Annotated in this window: 25 protein-coding genes and 1 pseudogene; 14 read left to right on the top strand and 12 right to left on the bottom strand. The window is 69.1% G+C overall.

The window, feature by feature from the left end:
- From nusB to N0A24_03525, 13 genes and pseudogenes are all read left to right on the top strand, one after another.
- A complete protein-coding gene (nusB, locus tag N0A24_03465; GenBank protein ID MCS7172458.1) occupies positions 1-456 on the top strand; it encodes a transcription antitermination factor NusB in 456 nt (151 codons plus the stop codon).
- Positions 449-727 (top strand): acylphosphatase, encoded by a 279-nt coding sequence (locus N0A24_03470; protein MCS7172459.1) that lies wholly within the window; start codon positions 449-451, stop codon positions 725-727. The genes nusB and N0A24_03470 overlap by 8 nt, the downstream gene beginning before the upstream one ends.
- Before the next feature lie 19 nt (positions 728-746).
- Positions 747-1,580 (top strand): polyprenyl synthetase family protein, encoded by an 834-nt coding sequence (locus N0A24_03475; GenBank protein MCS7172460.1) that lies wholly within the window; start codon positions 747-749, stop codon positions 1,578-1,580.
- Complete coding sequence (locus N0A24_03480) at positions 1,577-2,383, top strand: TlyA family RNA methyltransferase (protein MCS7172461.1); 807 nt, start codon at positions 1,577-1,579, stop codon at positions 2,381-2,383. Before N0A24_03475 ends, N0A24_03480 begins: the two co-directional genes overlap by 4 nt.
- Positions 2,380-3,249, top strand: a complete 870-nt coding sequence (locus tag N0A24_03485; protein ID MCS7172462.1) for an NAD(+)/NADH kinase — start codon at positions 2,380-2,382, stop codon at positions 3,247-3,249. The genes N0A24_03480 and N0A24_03485 overlap by 4 nt, the downstream gene beginning before the upstream one ends.
- Positions 3,249-4,976 carry a DNA repair protein RecN gene (recN, locus tag N0A24_03490; GenBank protein ID MCS7172463.1) on the top strand — a complete coding sequence of 576 codons (1,728 nt, stop codon included), beginning with the start codon at positions 3,249-3,251 and terminating at the stop codon, positions 4,974-4,976. Before N0A24_03485 ends, recN begins: the two co-directional genes overlap by 1 nt.
- Before the next feature lie 64 nt (positions 4,977-5,040).
- Positions 5,041-6,702 carry a CTP synthase gene (locus N0A24_03495; GenBank protein MCS7172464.1) on the top strand — a complete coding sequence of 554 codons (1,662 nt, stop codon included), beginning with the start codon at positions 5,041-5,043 and terminating at the stop codon, positions 6,700-6,702.
- A 9-nt stretch (positions 6,703-6,711) separates the two neighbouring features.
- Positions 6,712-7,257: an NUDIX hydrolase gene (locus tag N0A24_03500; protein MCS7172465.1), complete on the top strand. Its 546-nt coding sequence runs from the start codon at positions 6,712-6,714 to the stop codon at positions 7,255-7,257.
- A complete protein-coding gene (gene xerD, locus N0A24_03505; GenBank protein MCS7172466.1) occupies positions 7,247-8,173 on the top strand; it encodes a site-specific tyrosine recombinase XerD in 927 nt (308 codons plus the stop codon). The genes N0A24_03500 and xerD overlap by 11 nt, the downstream gene beginning before the upstream one ends.
- Complete coding sequence (locus tag N0A24_03510; GenBank protein ID MCS7172467.1) at positions 8,170-8,997, top strand: purine-nucleoside phosphorylase; 828 nt, start codon at positions 8,170-8,172, stop codon at positions 8,995-8,997. Before xerD ends, N0A24_03510 begins: the two co-directional genes overlap by 4 nt.
- A gap of 112 nt (positions 8,998-9,109) precedes the next feature.
- The gene (locus tag N0A24_03515; protein MCS7172468.1) at positions 9,110-10,414 is read left to right on the top strand and encodes a pyrimidine-nucleoside phosphorylase; all 1,305 of its coding nucleotides are present in this window, start codon (positions 9,110-9,112) and stop codon (positions 10,412-10,414) included.
- 29 nt (positions 10,415-10,443) lie between these two features.
- A pseudogene (locus tag N0A24_03520) lies at positions 10,444-10,794 on the top strand (AAA family ATPase).
- Positions 10,795-10,968: 174 nt separating this feature from the next.
- Positions 10,969-11,823, top strand: a complete 855-nt coding sequence (locus tag N0A24_03525; protein MCS7172469.1) for a 3-hydroxyacyl-CoA dehydrogenase family protein — start codon at positions 10,969-10,971, stop codon at positions 11,821-11,823.
- Between the two features lie 53 nt (positions 11,824-11,876).
- Here N0A24_03525 and N0A24_03530 read toward each other — a convergent pair whose 3' ends face one another.
- The 10 genes from N0A24_03530 to N0A24_03575 form a co-directional block, all read right to left on the bottom strand.
- Complete coding sequence (locus tag N0A24_03530) at positions 11,877-12,794, bottom strand: aldo/keto reductase (protein ID MCS7172470.1); 918 nt, start codon at positions 12,792-12,794, stop codon at positions 11,877-11,879.
- 80 nt (positions 12,795-12,874) lie between these two features.
- Positions 12,875-13,507: a molecular chaperone TorD family protein gene (locus N0A24_03535; GenBank protein ID MCS7172471.1), complete on the bottom strand. Its 633-nt coding sequence runs from the start codon at positions 13,505-13,507 to the stop codon at positions 12,875-12,877.
- On the bottom strand, positions 13,504-14,406 hold the full coding sequence (locus tag N0A24_03540) for an ethylbenzene dehydrogenase-related protein (protein ID MCS7172472.1): 903 nt from the start codon (positions 14,404-14,406) through the stop codon (positions 13,504-13,506). The genes N0A24_03535 and N0A24_03540 overlap by 4 nt, the downstream gene beginning before the upstream one ends.
- 9 nt (positions 14,407-14,415) lie before the next feature.
- Positions 14,416-15,555: a dehydrogenase gene (locus tag N0A24_03545; protein MCS7172473.1), complete on the bottom strand. Its 1,140-nt coding sequence runs from the start codon at positions 15,553-15,555 to the stop codon at positions 14,416-14,418.
- Between the two features lie 2 nt (positions 15,556-15,557).
- Complete coding sequence (locus N0A24_03550) at positions 15,558-19,046, bottom strand: molybdopterin-dependent oxidoreductase (GenBank protein ID MCS7172474.1); 3,489 nt, start codon at positions 19,044-19,046, stop codon at positions 15,558-15,560.
- A 178-nt stretch (positions 19,047-19,224) separates the two neighbouring features.
- A complete protein-coding gene (locus N0A24_03555; GenBank protein MCS7172475.1) occupies positions 19,225-20,328 on the bottom strand; it encodes a YeeE/YedE family protein in 1,104 nt (367 codons plus the stop codon).
- Between the two features lie 4 nt (positions 20,329-20,332).
- Positions 20,333-20,770, bottom strand: coding sequence for a plastocyanin/azurin family copper-binding protein (locus N0A24_03560; protein MCS7172476.1), 438 nt, complete (start codon positions 20,768-20,770; stop codon positions 20,333-20,335).
- Positions 20,734-21,999 carry an NAD(P)/FAD-dependent oxidoreductase gene (locus tag N0A24_03565; protein MCS7172477.1) on the bottom strand — a complete coding sequence of 422 codons (1,266 nt, stop codon included), beginning with the start codon at positions 21,997-21,999 and terminating at the stop codon, positions 20,734-20,736. The genes N0A24_03560 and N0A24_03565 overlap by 37 nt, the downstream gene beginning before the upstream one ends.
- A gap of 11 nt (positions 22,000-22,010) precedes the next feature.
- A complete protein-coding gene (locus N0A24_03570; protein ID MCS7172478.1) occupies positions 22,011-22,796 on the bottom strand; it encodes a hypothetical protein in 786 nt (261 codons plus the stop codon).
- A gap of 18 nt (positions 22,797-22,814) precedes the next feature.
- Positions 22,815-23,087: a sulfurtransferase TusA family protein gene (locus tag N0A24_03575; protein ID MCS7172479.1), complete on the bottom strand. Its 273-nt coding sequence runs from the start codon at positions 23,085-23,087 to the stop codon at positions 22,815-22,817.
- Between the two features lie 203 nt (positions 23,088-23,290).
- On the opposite strand from N0A24_03575, the gene N0A24_03580 reads away from it, so the two are divergent.
- Positions 23,291-24,460, top strand: a complete 1,170-nt coding sequence (locus tag N0A24_03580; GenBank protein MCS7172480.1) for an FAD-binding oxidoreductase — start codon at positions 23,291-23,293, stop codon at positions 24,458-24,460.
- A 2-nt stretch (positions 24,461-24,462) separates the two neighbouring features.
- Here the strand turns inward: N0A24_03580 and N0A24_03585 are convergent, their stop codons facing one another.
- Both N0A24_03585 and N0A24_03590 read right to left on the bottom strand, forming a co-directional pair.
- Positions 24,463-24,888, bottom strand: coding sequence for a hypothetical protein (locus tag N0A24_03585; protein ID MCS7172481.1), 426 nt, complete (start codon positions 24,886-24,888; stop codon positions 24,463-24,465).
- A gap of 22 nt (positions 24,889-24,910) precedes the next feature.
- Positions 24,911-25,756 carry a hypothetical protein gene (locus tag N0A24_03590; GenBank protein ID MCS7172482.1) on the bottom strand — a complete coding sequence of 282 codons (846 nt, stop codon included), beginning with the start codon at positions 25,754-25,756 and terminating at the stop codon, positions 24,911-24,913.
- Positions 25,757-25,976 lie beyond the last annotated feature (220 nt).

The following is a 25,976-nucleotide window of genomic DNA, read 5'->3' on the forward strand; positions in this document are numbered from 1 at the left end:
ATGGGCGGCCGCCGCAGGGCCCGGGAAGCCATCCTCCAGATCCTTTACGAGGCGGAGGTGGGCCGCAGGCCCCTCGAGCAGGTGATGGCGGATTACGTGGAGGGACCGGTCACCAACGAGGGGACACCGGGTGCGGCTTGGGACGAGGACACCTGGCAGTTCATCGTGCGGACCGCCAGGGGAGCGTGGGAGCATCGGGTGGAGGCGGATGCCCTCATCGGTCAGTACGCGGAGGGCTGGCCTGTGGATCGCCTTGCCCGGGTGGACCTCGCGATTCTGCGGTTGGCCCTCTACGAACTCCTCCACACGGACACGCCGCCCGCGGTGGCCATCAACGAGGCCGTGGAGTTGGCGCACAGGTACGGCACGGAGGATTCCCACCGGTTCATCAACGGGATCCTGGGCCGCATCTACCGGGAGCGGCTTGCGCTTATGGGCAGTTCGGGCCGTGGGTGAGCGGGTGCGCGCGCACGCCATCCTCCGGGGCCGGGTGCAGGGTGTAGGGTTCCGGTTCTTCGCGGTGGACTGGGCAGAGCGGCTAGGGGTATGCGGCTACGCCCGGAACCTGCCGGACGGCGCCCTGGAGGTGGTGGCGGAGGGAGACCCGGAGGCCGTGAGAAGCTTTCTAGAGGCCATGCGCCGGGGCCCCCGGGCCGCGCGGGTAGAGGACATGCAGGTGCGTTGGGAGGCGCCGCGGGGGGAGCATGGCTTTTCCATCCGGTACTGAGGCGGCCCTCGAAGGGTTTGTGCGCACGTGGAGCCCGCGCATCGAGGAGGCCCTGGACCGCTGGCTCCCCCCGGAGGAGGAGGAGCCGAGTGTTCTACACCGTGCCATCCGGCACAGCGTCTTCGGCTCGGGAAAGCGCTTCCGGCCGCTCCTGGTGCTCGCTGCCAGCGAGACATGCGGGCTCGCACCGGAGCGGGCCCTGCGGGCCGCGTGCGCGGTGGAGGCCATCCATACCTACTCCCTCATCCACGACGACCTCCCGAGCATGGACAACGCGGACCTCCGCCGGGGGCGGCCCACCTGTCATGTGGCCTTCGGAGAGGCCATGGCCATCCTCGCGGGAGACGCCCTCCATGCCCTCGCCTTCTGCTGGCTCACGCGGCTTGGGGAGGACGGGATCCCACCGGATCGGGTCGCGTGGGCCATCCGGGAGGTATCGGAGGCCATCGGCCCCTGGGGCATGGTGGGCGGCCAAGTCCTGGATCTACTGGCCGAGAAGGGACATTTCCCAGCGAGTCGGGTCGGTGAGATCCACCGCCGGAAAACCGGCGCCCTCATCCGGACCTGCGCGCGCCTGGGCCCCATTCTGAGCGGTTCCTCCCAGGACCTGGATCCCCTCACCGCGTACGGGGAACACCTGGGGCTCGCGTTTCAGATCGCGGACGACGTCCTCGACGCGGAGGAGGAATCCTGGCTCCCGAAGGCCACCTATCCCCGGGTGTTCGGTCTGGAGGAGTCCCAGCGGTTGAGCCGGTTAGAGATGGAGCAGGCGGTGCAGGCCCTGGAGCCACTGGGCGAGCGGGCGGAGGTGCTGCGAGCCCTGGCTCGGTTCGCGGTAGAGCGGGCGTGGTGAGCGCGGCCCGAAAGAAGGAGCGGCTGGACACGCTCCTGGTGCGCCGGGGGCTTGCGCCCAGCCGGGAGCGGGCCCAGGCGTACGTGCTGGCGGGCCGGGTGTTCGTGGACGGGCGGCGGGTGGACAAACCCGGGACCCCGGTACCGGAGGAGGCGGTCCTGGAGGTCCGAGGCCCAGATCACCCGTATGTGAGCCGGGGGGGCGTGAAATTGGAGCGGGCCCTGCAGGATTTCCACCTGGACGTGCGGGGCGCGGTTGCCCTGGACCTGGGAGCGAGCGCGGGCGGGTTCACGGATTGTCTGCTGCAGCACGGGGCAAGGCGGGTGTACGCGGTAGACGTGGGCTGGGGCCAGCTCCACCCGAAGCTCCGGCAGGATCCCCGGGTGGTGGTGCTGGAGAGGACCCACGCAAAGGATCTCTCCCCCCAGCTCATCCCGGAGCCCCTGGATTTCGCATGCGCGGACGTCTCCTTCATCTCCCTCACCCGGGCCCTGCCGCCCGTGGTTCCCCTCCTGCGGGAAGGGGCGCCCGTGGTGGCCCTGGTGAAACCGCAGTTCGAGGCAGGCCGGGGGATGGTAAGGGAGGGCGTGGTGCGGGATCCCCAGGTGCACCGGGCCGTGATCCGCAAGGTGGTGGAGGAGCTCTCGAGGCACGGGCTTGGCGCCCGGGCCGTGATCCCGTCTCCGATCCGGGGGGATGCGGGGAACGTGGAGTTCCTGGTGCTGCTCCGAAAGGGAGAGCACGCTTCCCTCTCCGAGGAAGAGATCGAGGCCTCCGTGGAGGAGGCCCAGAGGCTTCCGTGAGCATCATTGGGTTCTTCATAAACCCCGAGAAGCTCAGGGAGGTTCCGCAGGCTGCGGGGTTCCTGCGGGAGGCCGTGGAGGCGTTGCGGGCGCGGGGTGTGGGCGTGTGGGTGAACGCGGAAAGCGCCCGGCTCCTCGGTGCAGAGCAGCTTGGGGAGGAGGAGGAGCGGATCGTGGAGGCCGCGGACGCTCTGGTGGCCGCGGGCGGAGACGGCACCATCCTTCGGGCTGCCCGCCTCACCGCACCCCGGGGACTGCCTGTCCTCGGGGTAAACCTGGGGGGATTCGGATTCCTCGCGGAACTGCAACCCGAGGATCTCCCCGCAGCCATGCCGCGGCTGCTGGAGCGGACGTACACGGTGGAGGAGCGCATGATGCTCGCCTCCTGGGTGCGGCGGGGAGGTGAGGCGGTCCACCGGACCCTTGCCCTCAACGACGTGGTGATCACCAAGGGCGGGTACGCGCGCCTCATGCCCATCCGGGCGTACGTGAACCACGAGCACCTGGCCACCTACCTCGCGGACGGGCTCATCGTGGCTACGCCCACGGGTTCCACCGCGTACTCCCTCTCCGCGGGCGGCCCCATCCTCAGCCCCACGGTCCGGGCCTTGGTGGTCACCCCCATCTGCCCCCACACCCTCAACGCCCGCTCTGTGATCCTAGATGCCTCGGACGTGGCAATCCTGGAGGTGGTGGAGGACGTGGAGGACGTGTGGCTCACGGTGGACGGCCAGATCGGCCTCCCCCTGCGGCCGGGAGACCGCGTGGAGGTGCGGGAAGCGGACGAGCGTGCCCGGCTCGTGCGCCTGCGGCCGCCCTCGTTCTACGATCTTCTCCGAAGGAAGTTCGGTTGGGGAGGGCGGTAGTGCTCCGGGAACTCCACGTGCGCAACTTTGCCCTCCTGGAGGACGTGCGGGTGGAGTTCGGGCCAGGCCTCAACGTCCTCACGGGCGAGACGGGAGCAGGCAAGTCCATCCTGCTGGACGCCCTGGGGGCGTGTCTGGGGCACCGGGTGGGTTCGGATGTGATTCGGACAGGTGCCACGGAAGCCCGGGTGGAGGCGGTCTTCGAGCTCGCCCGGGCCCCGGAGGCCCGGGCAGCCCTGGATGCGGCGGGTATCCCCCTGGAGGACGAGGTCCTCATTCTCGTGCGGGAGATCGGGGGCCGGGGCCGGGCGTACGCGAACGGGACTCCCGTCACCGTGGGCACCCTGCGGGAGATCGGGAGTTTTTTTGTGGAGATCCACGGACAGCACGAGGGGCAGCGGCTGCTGGAGCCGCGGACGCATCTGGAACTCCTGGACGCCTCGGGGGACGAGACGGTGCGGAGGCTGCGGGTGGAGGTGGAGGAGGCCTTCGCGCGCTGGTCCGGGCTGCGCAGCGCGCTCGCGGAGCTGGAGCGCACGGAGCGGGAGCGGGCCAGGCGCCTGGACCTCCTCCGGTGGCAGGTGCAGGAGATCGAAGCGGTCCACCCGCGGCCCGAGGAGCTCGCGGAGCTCGAGGCCGCCCGCACGCGCCTCGTGCACGCGGGCCGCCTCGCGGAGGCCACGGGCGGCGCGTACGAGGCCCTGTGCGGGGAGGAAGGCGCGATCCGGTTCGTGGGCAAGGCGGCGGCGCTCCTGCGTCAGGCCTCTCAGTGGGACCCAGGGCTTTACCCCCTGCTGCAGGCTCTGGAGGCAGCGCGGGTCCAGCTGGACGAGGTGGGCCTGGAGCTGCGGCGGTATGCGGAGGAGGTGCAGGCGGATCCCCGCCGGCTGGAGGAAGTGGAAGTGCGCCTCCATGCCCTGCGCGCCCTGCAGCGCAAGTACGGGGACACGGTGGAGGAGATCCTCGCGTACCGGGAGCGGGCCCTGCAGGAGATCGCACACCTGGAGAACCTGGAGCTGCACCGCGCGGAGGTGGAAGGGGCCCTCCGGGAAGCGGAGGGGGCGTTGGGCCACGCGGTGGCCGCGCTGAGTGCCGCCCGCCGCGAGGCCGCCCGCAGGCTCGAGCGGTCCGTGGAGGCGCACCTCCGGGAGCTGGGAATGCCCGAGGCGCGGTTCTGGGTGGGCTTCGAGATCCGGGAGGATCCGGAGGGGGTGCGGGTGCTCCTCCCGGAGGAGGAGCACCGGCGCCTCCAGGTGACCCCTCGGGGCGTGGATCGCGTGGAGTTCCTCTTCTCCGCCAACCCCGGGGAGCCTCCCCGACCGCTTCACCGGGTGGCCTCCGGCGGGGAGCTGGCGCGCCTCATGCTGGCGCTGCGCAGCGCTCTTGCGGAGGCGCACCCCACCCCCGTGATGGTCTTCGACGAGGTGGACGCGGGGGTCGGTGGACACGCCGCCCACGTGGTGGGCACCAAGCTCGCCTCCCTGGCCCGCGGGGCTCAGGTCCTGTGCGTCACCCACCTGGCCCAGATCGCGGCGCGGGCGGACGTGCACCACGCCATCCGAAAAGTCACCTCCGGCGGCCGCACCCGCACGGAGGTCCACCGGGTGGAGGGCGATGCGCGGGTGGAGGAGATCGCCCGGATGCTCGCCGGGGATCCGCCCACGGAGCTGAGCCGGAGGCATGCGCAGGAACTGCTCCTGCGCCACCGGACCGCCCGTTCCCGATAGCCACCTCGTTGCTTGTGCGGGGCAGAGCGCGCGGATAGAATCCACAGGGGTAGGAGGTCCCGCTTTGACTAAGTACATCTTCATCACCGGCGGAGTGGTTTCCGGGTTGGGGAAGGGCATCACCGCCGCGTCCTTGGGGCGACTGCTGGTGGCGCGCGGCCAACGGGTCACCATGCTGAAGTTCGATCCGTACGTGAACGTGGACGCGGGCACCATGAATCCGCATCAGCACGGGGAGGTCTTCGTCACAGAGGACGGGGCGGAGACGGACATGGACCTGGGCCACTACGAGCGATTCCTCGACAGCGATCTCGGCCGGGACAACAACACCACCACGGGCCGCATCTATGGGGCCGTGATCCAGCGGGAGCGTCTGGGGGAGTACCTGGGGGCCACGGTGCAGATCATCCCGCACGTCACCAACGAGATCAAGGACGAGATCCGGCGGGTGGCGGAGCAAAGCGGCGCGGACGTGGTGATCGTGGAGGTAGGGGGGACCGTGGGCGACATCGAGAGCCTGCCGTTCCTGGAGGCCATCCGGCAGTTCCGTCGACAGGTGGGCGAGCAGAACTGCCTGTACGTGCACGTCTCCCTGGTTCCCTACCTCCCGGGATCGGGAGAACTGAAAACGAAGCCCACCCAGCACTCCGTCCGGGAGCTGCGGAGCATCGGGATTCAGCCGGACATCATCGTCTGTCGCACGCCGCAACCCCTCACGCCCTCCGTGCGGGAGAAGATCGCGCTGTTCTGCGACGTGGAACCGGAGGCGGTAATCGAGGCGCGGGACGCGGAGACCATCTACGAAGTGCCCCTCATCCTGGAGCGGGAGGGTCTGGGCAGGCTCGTGGTGCGAGCCCTGGGGCTCCCGGATACGGAGCCGGACCTGGAGGAGTGGCGGGAGATGGTGGATCGCCTCAGGCACCCCCGCCACCGGGTGCGCATCGCCCTGGTGGGGAAGTACCTGGGGGTGGAGGACTCCTACGTGAGCATCGTGGAGGCCCTGCGGCACGGCGGCATCGCGAACAATGCCCACGTGGAGATCGTGAAGGTGGACGCGGAGGACCTGGAGGCCCTCCCTCAGGAGGAAGTGGAAGCCCGCCTCCATCCCTTCGACGGCATCCTGGTATGTCCAGGGTTCGGGAGCCGGGGGGTGGAGGGGAAGGTCAGGGCCATCCGCTACGCCCGGGAGAAGAAGGTCCCGTTCTTCGGGGTGTGCTACGGGATGCAGTGGGCGGTGGTGGAGTTCGCCCGGAACGTGTGCGGCCTGGAGGGGGCGAACACCACGGAGGTGGATCCCCATAGCCCGTACCCCGTGATCGACCTGCTGCCCGAGCAGAAGGCGGTGCGCGAAAAGGGCGGAACCATGCGGCTGGGCAGCTACCCCTGCCACCTGGTTCCGGAGACCCTCGCGTACCGGGCCTACGGGCAGCCGGTGGTGTGGGAGCGGCACCGCCACCGCTACGAGGTCAACAATGAGCTGCTGCCCCGCCTGGTGGAACGGGGGCTCCGGGTGAGCGGCATCTACCCCGACAAGAACCTGGTGGAGATCGTGGAGCTCCAGGACCACCCGTGGTTCCTGGGCACCCAGTTCCACGCGGAGTACAAATCGCGGCCCACCCGTCCGCACCCCCTGTACCGGGCCTTCGTGGCCGCGGCCCTGGAGTATGCGGAGCGCCACCGGGAAGTTCTCCCCGCGGACGTGCGCGGCCTGACCCCGAGCCATTAGGAGGCCGAGGTGGAGGACCGGCCGGAGGAAGTCCTCTCGTTCCGGTACCCCTTCGAGGGAAGACTGGTGCGGGTGCGGGTCGAAGAGGTACGGCTTCCCAGCGGACGGACCGCCACCCGGGAGATCGTGGAGCACCGGGGTGCCGTGGCCATGGTCCCGGTGACGGAGGGGAACGAGGTGCTGCTCGTGCGGCAGTACCGCCGGGCCCTGGATCAATGGACCCTGGAGATCCCTGCAGGCACCCTCGAGCCGGGGGAGACGGTGGAGGCGTGCCTGCACCGGGAACTCGCGGAGGAACTGGGCATGGAGGCAGATCGGGTGGAGCCACTCCTCACGTTCTTCCCCTCTCCCGGGTTCCTCACGGAGCGGGTCCACCTGTACCTGTGCACCGGGCTCCGGCCAAGGCCCAGGCCTCAGGGAGATGAGGAGGTCCTACAGGCCGTGTGGGTTCCTCTCCCGGAGGCCTTGGACATGATCGGTCGGGAGATCCAGGATGCGAAGAGCATCCTGGGGATCCTGCTGGCCGCGAGACGGGGTGGAACCCATGGAGCGTGAGGAGCTGAGGGCGCTCCTCGGGCCCGTGGACGCCTTCCTGGAGCACCTGCGGCTGGAAGCGGGGTGTAGCCCGCACACCTGCGCCGCCTACCGGACGGACCTGGTGGACTTCGCCCGGTTCGTACGGGCGCGGGGGGTAACGGATCTCCGAAGGGTGTCCCGGGCGGAGGTGACCCTCTACCTGTTCAGCCTCCGACACCGGGGCATGGCTCCGGCCACGGTGGCGCGGCGGCTCGCGGCCCTCCGGGCCCTGTACCGGTTCCTCGTGCAGGAGGGCGAGACGAGGGCGGACCCCACGGAGGACGTCACGGGTCCAAGGCGACGGCGTCCGCTTCCGAGGGTACTCTCCCGGGAAGAGGTGGCGCGCCTGCTGAACGCTCCCCCTGCGCAGACCCCGGAGGGGCTGCGGGACCGCGCCATCCTGGAGCTGCTCTACGCCAGCGGGCTGCGGGTGGCGGAACTGGTGGGGCTGGAGGTGGGGGATGTGGATCTGGAGGCGGAGCTCGTGCGGGTCACGGGAAAGGGCCGCCGGCAGCGGGTGGTGCCCGTGGGGAGCTACGCCGTTCGAGCCCTGGAGGCCTACCTGACCCTGGGGCGGCCCGCGTTGTTGCGCGGACGACAGGCCCGCGCGCTGTTCGTGAGCCGGAGGGGAAGGTCGCTGAGCCGGCAGTGGATCTGGGGAATGCTGCGCCGGTACGCACACCTCGCAGGAATCCGCTCTCCTGTAAGCCCGCACGTGCTGCGCCACTCCTTCGCCACGCACCTGTTAGAGGGCGGGGCGGACCTGCGGGCGGTCCAGGAGCTCCTGGGCCACGCCAGCATCGCCACCACCCAGATCTACACCCATGTCACCCGGGAGCACCTCCGCCGGGTCTTCGACCGCGCCCATCCCCGGGATCGGATACCCGTGCCATGAGGGGGATCTGGGAGCGCGTGCAAGAGGCAGTTTCGGCCATCCAGGCCCGGGTGCGAATCCGGCCCGAAATCGGCGTCGTCCTGGGGACAGGGCTGGGAGCCCTGGTGGACCACGTGGAGCGGGTGGGTACGGTGCCCTATGCGGAGATTCCACACTTTCCCCGGCCCACGGTGGAGGGGCACGCGCAGGAGCTCGTCCTGGGGCATCTGGAGGGGAAGTCCGTGGCGGTCCTGCGGGGCCGGGTTCACCTCTACGAGGGCTACTCCCCGCAGGAGGTGGTCTTCCCGGTGCGGGTACTGCACGGACTGGGCTGTCGCCTGCTCCTGGTGACCAATGCCGCGGGCGGACTCAACCGGGAGTGGCGGGCGGGGGATCTGATGGTGATCTCCGACCACATCAACCTCCAGGGCACCAATCCTCTCCTCGGTCCCAACGACGAGCGCCTGGGCCCTCGGTTTCCGGACATGTCCCGGGCGTACGATCCGGAACTCGTGGCCCTCGCGGAGCGGTGCGCCCTACTGGAGCGCATTCCCCTGCGCAAGGGGGTCTACGTGGCGGTCTTAGGTCCTTCCTACGAGACGCCCGCGGAGCTCCGGATGCTGCGGCTGCTGGGCGCGGATGCGGTCGGCATGTCCACGGTCCCGGAGGTGATCGCGGCTCGGCACCTGGGGATGCGGGTGCTGGGGATCAGCGCCATCACGGACATGGCCACGGGCGAGGTGGTGCAGCCCGTGACCCACGAGGAGGTGCTCCGGGTGGCCAGGGAGCTGGAGCCCCGGTTCGTACGGCTGGTGCGATGCATCGTGCGGGAGCTGCCCCTGTAGGGGGAGCCCGTGCAACGCACGGGGGACCGCGGGAGCTTCCAGCGGACGGGGCCGCCTTCGGGAGGTGGCGGAGAAAAAGGGGGGAGTTGCGGCGTTCCGGATGGAGGATCGCATGAGGCCGTATGATCTCATCCGCAAGAAGCGGGACGGAGGGGAGCTCACCGCGGAGGAACTTACCTTCCTGGTGGACGGGTTCGTGCGGGGCGAGGTGGCGGACTACCAGGTGAGCGCGTGGCTCATGAGCGTGTACTTCCGTGGGATGACGGACCGGGAGACCGCGGACCTCACCCTGGCCATGGCCCGCTCCGGCTGGATGCTGGACCTGAGCGGGATCCCGGGGCCGAAGGTGGACAAGCACAGCAGCGGCGGGGTGGGGGACAAGACCTCCTTAGTGGTGGTACCGCTCGTGGCCTCCTGCGGGGTGAAGGTGCCCAAGATGTCGGGACGCGGCCTGGGGCACACGGGTGGGACCATCGACAAGCTGGAATCCATCCCCGGGCTGCGCACGGAGATTCCCATAGACCGATTCCTGGAGCAGGTGCGGCGGGTGGGATGTGCCATCGTGGCGCAGTCCGAGGATCTCGCGCCCGCGGATAAGAAGATGTATGCTCTCCGGGACGTGACCGCCACCGTGGACAGCATCCCCCTGATTGCCAGCAGCATCATGAGCAAGAAGCTGGCGGCGGGGGCGGATGCCATTGTGCTGGACGTGAAGACGGGGAGCGGGGCCTTCATGAAGCGGGTGGAGGATGCCGTGCGCCTGGCCCGGAGCATGGTGGAGATTGGGCGACAGTTGGGAAGGCGGACGGTGGCGGTGGTGAGCGACATGGACCAGCCCCTGGGACGGGCGGTGGGGAATGCCCTGGAGGTGAGAGAGGCCATCGGGGCCCTGCGCGGGGAGGGGCCGGAGGACTTGGTGGAGCTGTGTCTCGTGCTGGGCACCCAGATGCTTCTGGTGGCCGGACACGTGCAAACGGAAGAGGAGGGACGACGGCTTCTGCGCGCTCAACTGCACAGTGGGGCGGGGCTCCAGAAGCTCGCGGAGATGGTCGCGGCTCAGGGGGGAGACCCCGCCGTGGTGGACGATCCTGGACGGCTCCCACGGGCCTCCGTGACGGTGGAGGTGACGGCTGCCGAAAGCGGGTACGTGCAAGCCATGGACACGGAGGCCATCGGCCGGGCCGCGGTGGCTCTGGGTGCAGGCCGGTTCCGCAGGGAAGATCGGATCGACCACGGGGTAGGGCTATGGGTGGAAGAGAAGGTGGGCTCGAGCGTGGACAGAGGCCAGCCGCTCGCGCGACTCCTCTGCCGGGATGCGGAAACCGGGGCGGTGGTCGCCCGGTGCGTCCGGATGGCCTACCGGATCGGGCCGGAAGCCCCCCGGGGGCGGTCGCTGATCCACACCCTGGTGGCGTAAGGCGGATTGCGATCCCTGGTAATGCCCTCGTGGTTCTGGTAGGCCCCGCGGGAAGCGGCAAGAGCACCTTTGCGCAGAAGTGGTTTTCTCCCACGCAGATCGTGAGCAGCGACCGATGTCGGGCCATGATCAGCGATGAGGAATCGAACCTGGCGGTGAGCGGGCGGGCTTTCCAGCTCTTCTACGAGCTCATCCGCCACCGCCTCGCCCTGGGGCGGCTCACCGTGGCGGACAGCACTGCCCTCTCGCCCCGGGTCCGGCGGGAGCTTCGGGGCCTGGCCCGCCGGGCAGGGGTTCCCGTGGTGGTTCTCGTATTTCTCACCTCGCGGGAGATGTGTCTTGCCCGGGACGGAGCCCGGGAACGTCGGGTGGGACCGGAGGTGATCGAGCGACACCACCGGATGCTGCAGGCCGCCCTGGAGCAGATCCCCCGGGAGGGCTACGACGCCTGGTACGTGTTGGACGAGCGCGGGCAGGATGAGATCGCCATCGAGATCGCCGCCCCCTCTAGACCACGTGCGGAGACTCCATCCAATCGGAAGGAGGTGAGGGAGATGGCCATCAGCCGCGTGGGGGTGGTGGGGTGTGGTCTGATGGGGTCCGGTATTGTGGAGGTGTGCGCCCGGGCCGGGTATCAGGTGGTGGTGCGGGAGGTAAACGAGGACCTCCTGCGGCGAGGCCTGCGCCGGGTGGAGCAGTCCATGGCCCGGGCCGTGGAACGGCAGAAGATGACCCCGGAGGAGCGGGACGCGGCGTGGACCCGGATCCACGGAACCACGCGGCTGGAGGAGCTGGGGGAGTGCGATCTCGTGATCGAGGCCATTACGGAGAACATGGACCTTAAAAAGGAGCTGTGGCGGGCCCTGCACGGGATCTGCCCGAACCACACCATCTTCGCCAGCAACACAAGTTCGCTGTCCATCACGGAGATGGCCTCCGTGACCGGCCGGGCAGACCGGTTCTGCGGCCTGCACTTCTTCAACCCGGTGCCCGTGATGCGTCTGGTGGAGCTGGTGCGGGGAGCGCTCACCAGCGAGCAGACCGTCCAGACCTGCCGGTCCTTTGCGGAGTCCCTGGGCAAGACCGTGGTGGTGGCAAAGGACTACCCCGGCTTCATCGTGAACTCCCTCTCTCTGCCCTACCTGCTCGAAGCGGTCCGGGCCCTGGAGCGGGGGCTTGCCACGAAGGAGGACATCGATACCGCGGTGCGCCTCGGTCTCAACCATCCCATGGGGCCGTTCGAGTTCCTGGACCTGGTGGGGATCGACACCACGTACTACATCGCGGAGGCCATGTTCGCAGAGCTGAAGGATCCCAAGTACGCTCCGCCCGTGCTGCTCAAGCAGATGGCCCTGGCAGGCCTGCACGGACGCAAAACAGGGAAGGGGTTCTACGAGTACGGCGGATAGCCTCCCCGCGGCACACCCTGCAGGAGCCAGGGAATCCGGTGGGGAGGGCGGACTCACGGAGAGGGTGCGGCCGATTCCAGGTATGCCACCTCCTCCGGGGTGAGAGACCAGCCCAGGGCTCCGGCGTTCTCCTCCACCTGACGGGCGTTCTTCGCCCCGGGGATGGGCACGGCGCCTCGGCAGACCAGCCAGTTCAGGGCCACCTGCGCCGGTGTTTTCCCCCGCGCCTGGGCGACCTCCCGGAGCGCGCGCAGCAGGTCGGCCCGCTGGTGCACGAGCCGGGCGAACCGGGCCCTCCGCACCCCACCCGGCAGGCGGTCTGGCCCGTACCTGCCCGCCAGCAGGCCCATCCCGAGAGGGCTGTACGCGAGCAGCACCGCCTGCAGCTCGCGGCACGCGTCCACCACGCCGTTGCGCTCCGGCCTGCGGTCGAGGAGGCTGTAGGAGACCTGCACCGTCGCAAGCCGCACACCCCTCCGGCCGAGGCGATCCGCGGCCCGGCGGATCTGGTCCGCGCGGAAGTTGGAGACGCCCACCTGCTCGGCCAGGCCCTCTTCGACCGCGTCCGCCAGTGCCTCGGCCCAGAACTCCACGGACCGGGGCAGGAATGGCCAGTGCACCTGGTACAGGAACACGCGGTCCAGGTTCAACCGGCGCAGGCTCGCGCGTAGCGCCCTCACTAGGCTCCGGCGGGTCAGGCGCCAGGGGAAAGGCATGAACTTGGTGGCCACCAGCACCGGCGCCTCGGTTTCCCGTACCAGGCGTCCCAGCAGCCGCTCCGCGTACCCACCTCCGTACACCTCCGCGGTGTCCACGAGCCGCAGGCCGGCCCGGACCGCGGCGCCGAACGCCCCCCGCAGGTCTTCCTCCCCGTAGCCGCGCCCAAATCCCCACACCCACCGGTCGCCCCACTGCCAGGTACCGAGGCCCAGAGCGGGGACCCAGCGGCCCCCGAGCCACACGCCCTGCACGCTCTCCACACGCCCAAGATTACCGCAGGAAGCCCCCGGGGCGGTTTCCCTCCGGCCGGGTTGCCCAGACCCTCAACGGTTCAGGAGGTGGGTTCGGCCTCGTCGGATTTGCAGAGGAGGTCCACCAGGGCGACCAGTTGGTGCAGCCCGGGGTGGGAGCTGGCCTGGCGGACCCTGGTGGCCAGGGCGGGTAACCAGCTGCTCACGTGTTCCCGCAGGAAGGACCGCCGAGCCTGGCTGCACACCTCCGCGTCTTCTTCACGGCCTACGAGGCACGCGCACGCCTCCTGCGTGCACACGAAGGCCAAAAACTCCAGCTGAGCGGCCAGGTGGTCTGGACGGTCGCCGCGGGCCTCGAAGCCAAACGCCCGGTAGAACCCAGCGATGTCCGCAATCTGCTGCAGATTCGGCCCGCCCAGGGCAGGCGAGGCCTGGGCGGCGTAGCTGGCCGCGTACGGCGGGACCGAGCCGCGCTCGAAGACGCGTGCGTACTCCGTGCGGTAGGCCTCCGGGTCTTGTTCCACCTGCTCGAGGAAGGCGCGGAAGCGGGCTCGGCCCTCGGTGAGCTCCAGCTGTGCCAGGCTCCGGTCCAGCCACTCCACCGAGTCCCGCGGGACCGCGCCGCCGCTCCACGGTGCCAGCAGCCTCGCGCAGGCTCCGTATGCTACCGCCCTGGCCAGCAGGCGCCGGGGAGCTCCGCAATCTGTGCTCACGGTTCCACCCGCAGCTGGCCCAGGAGGGTGATGGACTTGCGGGCTCCCCGGTCGCCGTGGGCCCCCTGCCACACCCCGAAGGCCACCGCGTACGTGCCACCCGGACGGAGCGTGATCTCCTTGGGATCAGCGGCGCGAAGGGGCTTGCCGAGCACCACCCGCCACCGCCCCTCCTTCCAGGTACCTCGTCCCGCGGCGTTCTGGGTCGGTAGCTGTTCCAACGTCCCGGCTCCCTGCGCTACCAACTTCTCCACGGGGCTGGCCTTGCGGGGCTGGGAGAGGGGGTTGCCCACGTGCCACCCGGGCAGCCACCGGCGGGCTTCAGGGGGATAGGCGTCCGGGAGTTTCGGCGGGTGCTGCGCACCCACCAGAGGCGGGTAGAAGTCGAAGGCCACGTTGGGAAACGCCGTCTCGAGGTCCTGGAAGCCTGCGTCCACGTCCAGCTGCCAGTCTGCGCGCCAGTGCAGCACCGTCGCCGGCGTCTTCGGCGTCCCCATCATCCACTCGGTGGCGCCCGCACCCGCGGGCAAGAGCATGACCCCGCATCCGTCTTTGAACTCCCGGCTTTTGACCGTCCTCCGATCCGGACGGGGGTCCTGCCACTCCAGGAGGAACGCCACCCGTTGGCCGTCGTGGGCGGCGCGGACCCGCAACGAGGCCACGGACGGACGTATCTTGGTGGGCAGCGCCATGGCCTGGCCCACCAGACCGACCTCTGTGGGCGGCACGCTGCGCCAGACCTCCGCCTCGGGATCCACTGCCAGGGGTGCGGGGACACGCAGCGCCCGCAGGTCGGGCTGGGCGGAGGGCTGTGCCGGCGCCGAGGAGGGCAGGGCAACTGTGCCCAGAGCTGCGAGTCCGGCCAGGGCCTGACGTCGGGTGATCTTTTGGACCGCCATGGGAGCACCTCAGGTGACGTTGTACCGGTAGGCCCGGTGGTCCGGGTCGTAGGCGGGCCGGACCATGGTGGGCTCCTTGAGGGGTACGCGCACCACCTCCTCCCCGCGGTCGTCGTACCCATACACGAGCCCCCGGGCGACCCGGAAACGGTGCACGATCCGGTCCGTGGACACCGCCAGCAGGAGCACGCCCCGCAGCTCCTCATCCTTCCCCTCCATGGCCCGTCGGTAGGTGGCCGCGGCCTGCTCCACGCCGGGTCCGAAGAGCATCTGGAGGAACCGGAGGTTGCCCACGTGCACGGGCGGGATGTAGTACACGTTCGCCTCCAGACCCAGCTGCGGAAGTAGCGGCAGGGCCACCTTGCGCACGTGGACGAGGAAGTCCACGGGGTTGTCGGGGCGTGCCCGGTCTGGGGTGCTCACGAACCCGAAGGTCCGGATCTTCCCGATACAGGTACGCATGCAGCGGGGCTGGATCCCCCGTTCCACCGCGGGGAAGCAGAGCACGCACTTCTCCGACACCCGGGTGGTGTGGTTGTAGAAGACCTTCTTGAACGGGCACTCCTTCAGGCACTCACGGTACCCGCGGCACCGCTGCTGGTCCAGAAGCACGATGCCGTCCTCGGGCCGCTTGTAGATGGCCGTGCGGGGGCAGCTGGCCAGGCACGCAGGGTACGTGCAGTGGTTGCAGATGCGGGGTAGGTAGAAGAACCACAGGTCGTGGGGCAAGCGCAGGTAGAAACGCTCCTCCGTGAGGGGCGCGTTCGTCTCGTCCTCTCCCCGGTTCGGATACGCGTAGTCCAGGTCCTCGGGGAGGTAGCCCAGGGCGCGCTCGCCCGCTGGCGCCGCCTCGAAGACGGTCTTGCCCCGGTAGACGCCGCCCTCCCAGGTCTGCGGACCGAGCCTTTCCAGAATCCGCACGTCCCACGCCAGGGGGTAGGAGCCCCAGGGCTTGGTCTCCACGTTGTTCCAGAACATGTACTCCTGGCCCTTACCGGACGTCCACGTGGTCTTGCAGGCCATGGTGCAGGTCTGGCAGGCGATGCACTTGTTGGTGTCGAACACCGCCGCCGCCTGCCGACGGGGCCGTTGGCCCTCGAAGGGGTAGTCCATCTCCCGGCCGATCTGCCAGTTGTACACCTTCGGCATAACTACCTCCGCTTCAAGACGATGAACTCCCCAGCCAGGTACCGGCGCACCGCCTCCGACTCGAAGCGGGGTCGGAAGCCTTGCGCCGCGGGCGCCCACAGGCCCTTGCCGTCCTCCCCACCGGACTCGGCGCGACGGATCCGTACGTAACTCTCCTTCGGCGCACCGATAGCCCCGTGGACGTCGAGGGAAAAGCCAGTGGCCAGGACCTGGCCAATGGTTTCTTTGCGAACGAGGCTGTCCGTCAACAGCGTGGGCCGGAGCCACGCGCGGGTCACGGACTGATGACTGCCATACCGGTAGGCGGCCTGGTAGTTGGTCCGAGGGTTCTTGGCCAATCCGTCCCGGCGCTTCTCGTGCCCCTCCACGCTCCCGTGGGTGGCTACGTAAAAGTGGAACCAGGCGCGGCCGGTCCCCTGCATGATGCTCGGGTAGTAGCGGGCCCGGACGAGCCAACGGAAGATGCGCCGCTCCTCCGGCCTGCGCTCGTAGCCTACGAACGGGCGGTCCTGTGGGTCAGCCTCGCACCACACGTAGTCTCCGTCCGCGATCCCCAAGCGTCGCGCGTCCTCGGGGTTCAGGTCGATGTAGCCCTCGCTGACCCAGGGCTTGCGGCGGTCGTGCCGGTAGAAGTCTCCGAAAGGCCCCCAGAAAACCACGTCCAGGTCCGTGCTGGCTCCCGTGGAGTGGCAGGCGTGGCGGTACTTGGGGGTGATCAAGACGTGCGTATAGCCGATCTTGCGCAGGGGGTGGCGGCTCGCCACGACCTCCTCGGGGCTGCGGATCACGTTGCGGACCTGCCGGACTTCGGTGCGGAGGTCTTCCGTTCGCAAGCCGTACGCCTCCGGGGGAGCCGGCCGCAAGGCGGGGTGTGGCTTGGCCACGATGACGTTGGGCTCATGGTGGGTCCCGTCCACGGGCTCCCGGTGGACGGGTAGGTTCTCCCCGTGCTCGAGGAATTCGTCCTCCTCCCGGTAGAACTCCAGGCGGCCTGTCTTCGTGTACCAGGGCTTGCTCTCCTGGGTCTGCTCCCAGCCCACCACCCTGGGGCTGGTCCGGGTGAGCAGGTACAGGGGTGTGCCATTGCGGCAGCTTTCGAGGAGCTGCCGGTAGGTATAGCCACGGGTGGTGTTGCCTGCCCGGAAGACGCGGTCGATGTACACCTCCGGCTTGCCCGTGAGCACGAAGTGCCAGTAGTCGCGGAACCGGCGGTCCCCCGTGAGCTCGGCGAGCTTCCCTGCCACCCCGGCCCAGCACTCGAGGTCATCCCGGGTGTCGAACAGGCGCGGGAGAGGGGAGGGAGGCCAGGCCTGAAGGAAGGGATTGGTCACGGCGGCATACACGTCGTGGAGCTTGCGTTCGACCCAGGAGTCGACCGCGAACACCACGTCGGCGTACTCGCAGGTGGCGGTCCAGAACCAGTCCGCCACCACCACCATTTCCACCTTCGGGAGGGTGTTCACCACGAGGTTGTACGCCCACTTGGCGTTGCCGAGGATGGAGTTCGTGTTGGCCCACAGGGCAGCCTTCGTCGGGGTCGGCATGTGGGTCTTCCCGGTAAATTGCTTGCGGCCCACCCGCAGCGGCCGGTCGTCGTAGTTGAAGAAGTGCGCCGACTCGCCCCTCCAGTACGCCCGGACGCGGGCTGCCCGGTCAGGGTCGAGCTCCGGATGGAAGGGGTCCTCGTGGATGTACTGGACGATGCCGGGAAGTAAGGCCAAGCGGTAGTTGCCCGCGTAGCTCCCCACCGTGCCCCCGAAGTGGCCGACGTTGTTGCTGAGAGCCGCCACCAGGATGATGGCGCGGTCCTTCAGATCGGCGTTGAAGAAGTGGTTGGGGCCCATGCCGGTCACGAACAGGGTCTTCGCCTTGTTCTGGGCGATCTGGCGTGCCAGGTTCACCACGGCCTGTGGCGGGGCTCCGGTGATCCGGCTGGCGTTCTCCGGTGTCCACGTGTCCAGGAGGTACTGCTTCAGGAGGTCGAACACAGGCCGCACGGCCACCCGCCTCCCGTCCCGGAGCGTTACCTGGAACTCTCCTTCGAGGGCCGGGTCGAGCCCCGTGGCTGCGAAGTGACGGCCCACCTGGTCGCGGGTGACCGGTTTCGGGGAGTTGGTCCTGCGGTCCCACACCACGAAGTCGTCCCACTCCTCCCGCAGGGCTTGAGGAATGAGCTGCGCCTCTTGCTCCGCGGGCGGGGGGATGGGTTCGCCGGGCTGCAGGACCCGGGTGCCGTTCCGTAAGGGTGCGGGCCGGTGGTCCGAGAACACGTCCCGGGCCCGCAGCTCCTTGAGTGTGTCCATGCGGACCAGGAGCGGCAGGTCCGTGAACTGCTTGACGAAGTCCTCGTCGTACAGCCGCTCGCGAAGGAGGACCTGTGCTAGGCCCAGGGCGAAGGCGGGGTCGGTGCCCGGCCGGATCACGATCACCTCGTCCGCCTTGGAGCTGCTGGACTGGTACTCGGGGGCGATGGTGACCACGCGGGCGCCGTGCAGCTTGGCCTCCGTGAGCCAGTGGCCGTCCGGCATCTTGGTGGCGATCCAGTTCTTGCCCCACAGAAGAATCAGGCGCGCGTTCTCCGCGGTATACAGGTCGAAGTCCAGGGTCTGCTGCCCCGTGACCATGGGGTGTCCAGGGGGTAGGTCGGTGTGCCAAGCGTAGTTGTCCCAGCCGCGGCCGCCCTTGGCCTCCTCCGGCCCCACCTTGCGGACGTAGGCGTCCAGCAGGGCGACCATATTGGCCATGCGGTACAATCCCCCAGTGCGGAACGGCGCGATGAAGGGCATCCCACCTCGGAACTTGAGCGTGCGGGTGCCGGCCCCTTCCATGGCCTCCACCATGTCGGGGTCGTAGCCCTGTCGCAGGAGCCGCTGTCTGCCGACCTCCCCGGAGTACGTCTGCGCGATGTTCAGCAGTGCCTTCGCCACGTACGTGAACGCCTCGTCCCAGCTCACCCGGACGAACTCCTCCTTGCCGCGTCCCTCGAAGTAGCCCGCGGGCGGCGCGCCTGTTTCGGGGTCACGGGGGAACCCTGCGTCCACCCACTCCTTGAAGCCCTTGCGGACCATGGGGCCCTTGACGCGGCGGTCGGAGTAGAACCGCCGCACGTACGCGAGCCCGCTGATGCAGATGCGCGGGTCCCACCGGGCGGAAGCCTGGTTGCCGTACAGGTCCGTGGCTTTGCCGTAGCCGAAGCTGGGGTCCGCGTACACCACCACGCCGTTTTTCACGCTGGCCCGCAGCAGGCACCCGTGGGTGTCGTTGGGCGCGCACAGGTAGTGGAAGGTCAGTTCGGGGGTGTACAGCTCCCGGTAGACCTTCTCCCAGTCCCGGTTGGGGTACTTCTGCAAGGGGTTCGTGCCGGGCTCGAGGGGCTGCAGCACGGAGAAGCTGAGCAGTTCGTCCGGAAGCTCGAGTCCCGCAAGGGCTGCCGCAGCGGCCGGAAGGCTGGCCAGGAACTCCCGGCGGGTCAGGCGAAACGTCGGACCCAACGGACCCACCTCCTTCCGCGAGGCCTCGAAAGCACGATAGGCAGCGTGCCGCACCGTGCAGGCACACTACCCGACCGATCCTGCGGACTTTTTCTGTCCGTACCTGCTTGATACCCCATCGGGAGGTGTAGATCCATCGGTTCTCGACCCGATGGGGTATCGGGTGTAGGCCCGAACTTCAGAGAAATCTCCGGCCTACGAGGAAAGTAGTTGCCCTCAGCCCTGCCCGGGCCCCCAGGTACAGGCCCAGGGCGTAGATCCAGCCGTCCACCCGGAGGGTGGCCACCGCGCTCCAGAAGCCGGAGACGTTGCAGCCGATGGCTACCCACACCGCCACGCCCATGCCCACCCCGCCCAGGAATCCCGTGAGCGCCTCCCGCATCCGCCACGCCCGGAACCCCGCGAATTCCCCGGCCAGCAGGGCTCCGGTGAGGGCCCCCAGGATGAGGCCCACGTCCAGGTGGAATCCCGGATCGAGGGCCGGGATGCGCATCCCCCAGTACCGGGCCCACGGAAGGTCCCGGACCCCGGGATCCACGGTTCCGGCTGCCCACAGCACGAACCGCGCCAGGGGCAGCTGCACGCCCAGGGCGGAGTGGTACGCGAACTGGATCACGAAGAGGAGGGCAAACGCGGTCCCGCCCACCCATGCGGGCCAGGGGTGCTCGAAGACCCGTTCCAGGAAGGTTCCCGGGTTGGCGGCAGAAGGCACGGGGCTGGGCCGTGGCCCGAGGCGCAGGTACAGAACGCTCAGGGCGGCCAGGTTGAGGACAGTGGCAGGCCCCAGGCCGATGAGGTCCGGAAGGAAGATCCGCCACCCCTGATCCAGGAGCCGTTCCGTGAGGGGCCACGTATAGGCGGCACCGAGGCCGTTCCCTACGAGGATTCCCAGAAAAGCCGCGAGGCTCTTGGACTGTCCCGTGCCCAGGCGGTACAGGGTTCCCGTCATACATCCGCCTGCGAAGGGCATGGAGAACCCGAAGAGGGCAGATCCCACCAGGGTGTGCAGGCCGAAGGGGATGCGGGGGGGACGATTCCACCCCAGTGCCATCACCAGCGCGGAGCCCGCGGACGCCACGGCCAGGCCCAGGAGGATGCCCCGCAGGAGTTCCCGGTTTCCGTAGAAAGCGGAGGCAAAGCACAGCCTGGTACGCTGCAGCACGAAGCCGTAGCCCAGCCCCAGGAGGAGCAGCACCGCCGCGGCCTGCAGGCCCTGCGTCCAGGCCAGTCCCGCCGTGACCGCGGTTAGGGCCACCACCGCCGCGGCGGCACCCAGGTTCATCCGGTCACTCCTCCACGATGAACTCCCCGTACATGGTGGCGTCGTGCCCCGGTACCGTGCACACATACCGGTACCGGCCCGGCCGATCCGGTACGAACCGGATCTCCTCCCGCTCCCCCGGGCCCAGCACCCGGGTCCTCGCGCCGGAGAAGACCGGCTCCAGATACGGGGCCCGCTCCCGCGGGCCCACCACCCAGAGGTCGTGCTGCAGGCTATCCCGGTTCTCCAGCATCAGCCGCACCGGCCGTCCCACTCTGACCCGGAGAAGGGGGCCGGGGATGCGGCCTCCGAACCGCATCCCCGGATCTGCGGTCACCACGAGAACCTGTTCCCCTACCGATGCGCGGCTCCGAACCTGGCAGCCCGTGAGGAGAGCCGCGAGGAGGATCACACAGGCGTTCCCGATCAGCCGTAGGCGGCCCGCAGGATCCCGTACTCCCACCGTTTCCGATCCTCCACGTGCTTGGGGCTGGCGGGTGCGGTTCGGCTGCGAGCTCCCACGGGCCGTCCCTCCCGGTCCCACGCGGCCTCCACGAAGAGGGCCTCCCGGCGCGAGACGTACGGCCAGCACTGGTTGAACACAGGGTCGGGCTCTCCCCGGTCGCGGCCCAGGGCCCGGGCGATGGCGTAGGCGGCGTTGCGGCCCTGCAGGAAAGCCGTGAACGCGCTCTTGGTGTACGGGGAGGCGGCCACGTCGCCCATGGCGTACACGTTCTCGTGGCTGCGGCTGCGCCAGGTGGCGGGGTCGATGGGGATGAAGGGCGCTCCCAGCCCCGCCTCCTCCACAAAGAGCGGCGCCCGCTGGGACGGGATCACGCTCGCGAGGTCGAACCGCTGCCGCTCGCCCCGGTCGGAGATCAGGGTTCGGGTGGCGGGGTCCAGCTCCACCACCTTGAAACTGGGCTTGTAGACGATGCCCTTCTCGGAGAGCACCCGGCGCCACAGGTCCGCGAGGGCCGGCGGTTGGGGCCGGTCGCTGCTGTCGAGCACCACCACCTCCGCCCGGATCCCCTTGTTCCTCCAGTATTCCTGCACCAGGCACGCGATCTCGTAGGGGCCGGGTGGGCACTTGTAGGGCGGAGGAGGTACCGCGATGACGAACGTGCCGCCCCGGAACGCTTCCACGGCCCGGCGGAGCTCCAGGGTTCCCGCCCAGGTCCACGCATGCGGGCTCAGCCTGCGGTTCTCCAGGAGGTTGCGGATCTCGTCCTCCGCGGGCACCAGACCCGTGGCCACCGCGAGCACCGTGTACTCGATAAAGCCCTGGGGCGTGATCACCCGGTTGTCCCGCAGGCGCAGCCCTGTAACGGGTGCCCGGATGACCTGGATCCCGTCCCGCTGGAGCCCCTCGAAGGTCACCGTGACCTTTCGGGGATCCTCCAGTCCCACGATGTAGTCCACGTGGGAGGGCCCGGACACATAGCTGGGATTGCGCTCCAGCACCACCACCTCCACGTCCGGGGCCAGCTTGCGCAGGGTCCGGGCGCACATGGCGCCGCTGATTCCTGCCCCCACGATCACCACCCGGCGGGTGGGGCGAGGGAGGATGGGCCGGCTGGGCTCCTGCGCCACGGCCCAGCCCAAGAACTCCTCCCCAAAGCTTCCCGTGGCCGCGGCCAGGGTGGCCCCACCCAGGACCTTGAGGACCTGCCTTCGCGTGAGCCGATCCATGCTTCACCCCCTTAGGTACACGTGGCGATGTAGTTCAGGACTTCGGGTGTGGCGATGACCTGATAGGAGAAGACAAGATCCTGCCCTTCCGCCACCAGGTATCGGTCCTCGTAGTCCGTGAGGTGCAGTTCCAAGGCAGTGCGGTCGGAGGAGGTCACCAGGCAGCTTTCGGGTCTGCACCGGCTCTCTAGGGAGGCCCGTCCGTCCCGCACCTCCAGGTAGTCCCGGGTCCTCAACACGCCCACGGTTCCCTTCCCAGCACGCACCTCCACCCGGAGGATGGTGCCGGGCACGAGCTGGTAGACGGGAAGCAACAGCCGCGTGCCCCGTATCTGAACCGTGCCCTGGTTGCGCACAAGGTTCTGGCCCCTGCGCAATCGGGCCATGGACTCCTCGACGGTGCCGGGCTCGTACCGGAGGACGGTCTCCCCGGGCTGCAGGTGACGGAGGCGTACATAGAACGTACTCCCCGAGTCGCTCGCGAGCGGGTAGCGGAGGGCTTTCATGTGGGTGAACACCCGGGCGGTGCGGGGGATCTGCCCAGATCGGAACTGCGCGAGCTCGTTCGCGTCTCCCGTGTGCTCGTAGATCACCACCTCCACGAGTCCCTGGGTGTGCACCTCCAGCACTGTGCGCTCCCCCGGTCGCACCACCCGCTCTTGCACGGTATCTTCCCGGAAGACCAGGGTCTGCGCCCGGGCCTCCCCCCCTGAACCCTCTCCCCCGGAGAGGAGCATCTGGGACGCGAGGAACCCGTTGAGCAGCAGCGCCAGGAGAAAAGCGGGCCACCGCACCATGGTCCTCCCTCCTTAGCCTTAGCGCATCCGGCGGATCCGGAACCGGTAGATCCCGTCCTGCCTCCCCAGGGGCTCGACCTCGTGGCCTGCCAGGTGGGCCCAGTTCCGGAGGTCGGCTTCGGCCTGGGGATCCGTTGCGAGCACCTCCAGCACCTGCCCAACGTGAAGGCCGCGGAGAGCTTCCTGGGTCTTCAAAAGCGGCAGGGGGCACAGCAGCCCCCGACAGTCCAGGACCGCGTCCGCGGGCCTTTCCGCCTCGGGTGCGGCCTTTTCCGGGATGTCCGTGCGCATGGGGCAACCCTCCAGGGAAACCTCGGTGTTTCGTACGGGATATCCGGGAAAGCGGGGGTGAGGCTAGGCGCGAAGCCCCTGCCCCCGCACAGGACAGATACACTGGCGGGGCGCGAAGAAGACCGTCACCTGTCGCCGGCTCACGATCCTAAGTTTACCGGGGGCCCCCGGGGAAGGGCAAGGCGGAAGTACAATGGGGGTGCATGGCGCCTGCGGACGTGGTCATCATCGGCGGCGGGTGCATGGGAGCCAGCGTGGCCTTCCACCTGGCACGTCGCCTGCAGGGCAAGGTCCTTCTCCTCGAGCGGGACCGGGTAGGGATGGGGCCCACCGGCCGCACGGTGGGGATCATCCGGCTGCACTACTCCCACGAACCCCTCATCGCGCTTGCCCTGCGCAGCCTGGACGCGTTTGCACACTTCGGGATCCTCACGGGTCGCAGCGCGGACTTCACCCGCACGGGATTTTTGCTGCTGGTTCCGGAGGGGGAGTGGGAGGGGCTACTGGCCAACGTAGCGTTGCAGCGACGCCTGGGAGCCCGGGTGGAGCTCCTCACCGCGGAGGAAGTGGTCCGGATGGACCCCAGGCTGAGCCCGGAGGGGATCGCGGGCGGAGCGTACGAGCCGGAGAGCGGGTTCGCGGACGGATACGCAACCGCGACGGGCTTTGCGGCCGCAGCCCGGGAACGGGGCGTGGAGATCGAAGAGGGGGTCCGGGCGGAATCCCTCGAGGTGCGGAACGGAAGGATCGTGGGCGTGCAGACCTCCCGGGGAGCGGTGGGCACCGAAAGGGTTCTCGTGGCCGCGGGGCCATGGAGCGTGGATCTCCTGCGGCCCCTCGGCATCGAGCTCCCCATCGTGGCGGCCCGGGAGCAGGTGGTGCACCTGGCACCTCCCCAGGCCTTCGGGCCTCTGCGGGTGGTCCTGGAGGACCTCGCCCTGGGCTTTTATGCGCGGCCTGAGACCGGAGGGACGGTGTTGGCGGGGGTGCTGGAGGAGGAGCCGGAGGAGATCGTGAACCCCGACGGATTTCACCCAGGCGTGGACTTGCACTTCGTGGAGCGGGTAGCTCGGGTGTGGAGCGCACGCTTTCCGCAAGCCCGGGAATCCCATTTCCTGGGGGGATATGCCAGCCTGTACGATGTCACCCCCGATTGGCAGCCCATCCTGGGCCCGGTGGAGGGAATCGAGGGGCTTTACCTGGCCGCGGGTTTTAGCGGGCACGGGTTTAAGCTCAGCCCAGCGCTTGGCGAGGAGCTGAGCCGGTGGTTGGTGGGGGAAGAGCCCACCGTGGACCTCGCAGCTTTCTCCCTCCGCCGGTTCCGGGAGGGGAAGCTCCTGCGGGGAAGACACCGGAAGGGGCTTCTCGGGTAGGCCTATGGTTCCTGCAGGAGGATCGGGGTCGGGGCGGGTGAGCCCACCCCACCCCGCAGGGACCGCCAGGCCGAGATCAGGAACCATCCGCCCCCGCAGGCGGCGAGCACACCGGAGATGGCCAGGAGGGTGAGGGGAAGGGTCCACGGGTGCGGGCCCGACAGGTAGGCCTTGCGGGGCATCCCGGATCCCGCGGCCACCAGCAGCGCGGCCACCGTGAGTACGGCTCCGCTTCCGAAAAGGTGCAGCTGAGCCCTGCCTGCGCGCGGCAGGACCTCGCACCCGTTTTCCTCCAGAATCCGGTACACCATGCCCACGAAGGCGGTGGTGACCCCGCCTACCAGCATGGCATGGTAGTGGGCGGTGATCCGGAGGGTCTGGGCAGCACCGATCGGTGCGAGGATCCCGCCCAGCAGGTACAGCCCCACGGACCACTCCAAGGCCGACCGCTCAAGAAGGCCACCGGGCCGCGGGGGGAGCGCTGCGGATACGCTGTACAAGCACCCAAAGGTGCACCAGGGTGGGGACACTCAGGCCAAGGCCCAAAGCCGCGTTTTTCAGGCTCCAATCCGGCATGCCGGATGGGTCGGGTGCCAAGTACAGCAGGGAGGGGAGAAAGGCGAGGAGGCCGGAGAGGGCGTAGGCGGTGCGCACCGGGGATCTGTGCGTAGGCGCGATCCTCCATCCGGCCTCTGCCAGGGCATGCCAGGCGAGGGCCAGGGCCGTCACGTACACGAACTGCAAGGCGTGCCCCGCTCCCCACAGGGCCGCCTGCGGGTGGTCCCCTCCCACTCTCAGAAGACCTACTACGGCCCCCAAGAGCGTGGCCCCATACGCCAGGGCCAGGCATCTGGCACCCCATCGGGGAGTCTCCGGGCACGCCGCCCGTGCAAGCGGCGCAAGCGCCAGGAGGACTCCGAAGGCCAGGAAGAGGTATCCCGCCCAATACAGGGGGGAAGCCACGAACGGCAGGTAGTCCACCACCACGGGCCGACCGGGGAGCGCAAGTCCCGCGAGCAGGCACCCGAAGCCCAGGGCGGCCAGACGCAGACCCGATGTGGGCGGTCGGAGGCACGACAGATGGAGGGCCACCGCGGTGCTGCACCCCAGCAGCCACACCACCAGGGAGAAGGTGACGTGCCCCACCAGGGTCTTGTAGAAGGCCTCAGGAGGAATCCCGTGTGCAAACAGCGGTAGCCTTCCTCCGGTGATGAGAACGGCCAGCACGCCCGCCGTGGCCGCGGCGGCAAGACTGAGCCTCACCCACTCCACCACGCCGCGGCCGTTGGCATCCATGCGTCCCTCAGTGCCCGATGGGCCACGAGCGGGACAGGTTCCAGTAGTTGCCCAGGTACATGAAGACGAAGAAAGCCGCGAACAGCAGACACAGGACGAAGGTGCCGGGGACCGCGGGAACTTCCCTTGCCCCGTGTCCTGGGTTGCCGCCGAGCGGCAGCGCGTACTGCCGGCGCAGTTCGTCGTCGGTAAGCCGCTTTCCGAGCAGGACCGTGGCCAC

Source organism: Armatimonadota bacterium, from assembly GCA_025059775.1.
Taxonomy (GTDB): domain Bacteria; phylum Sysuimicrobiota; class Sysuimicrobiia; order Sysuimicrobiales; family Sysuimicrobiaceae; genus Sysuimicrobium.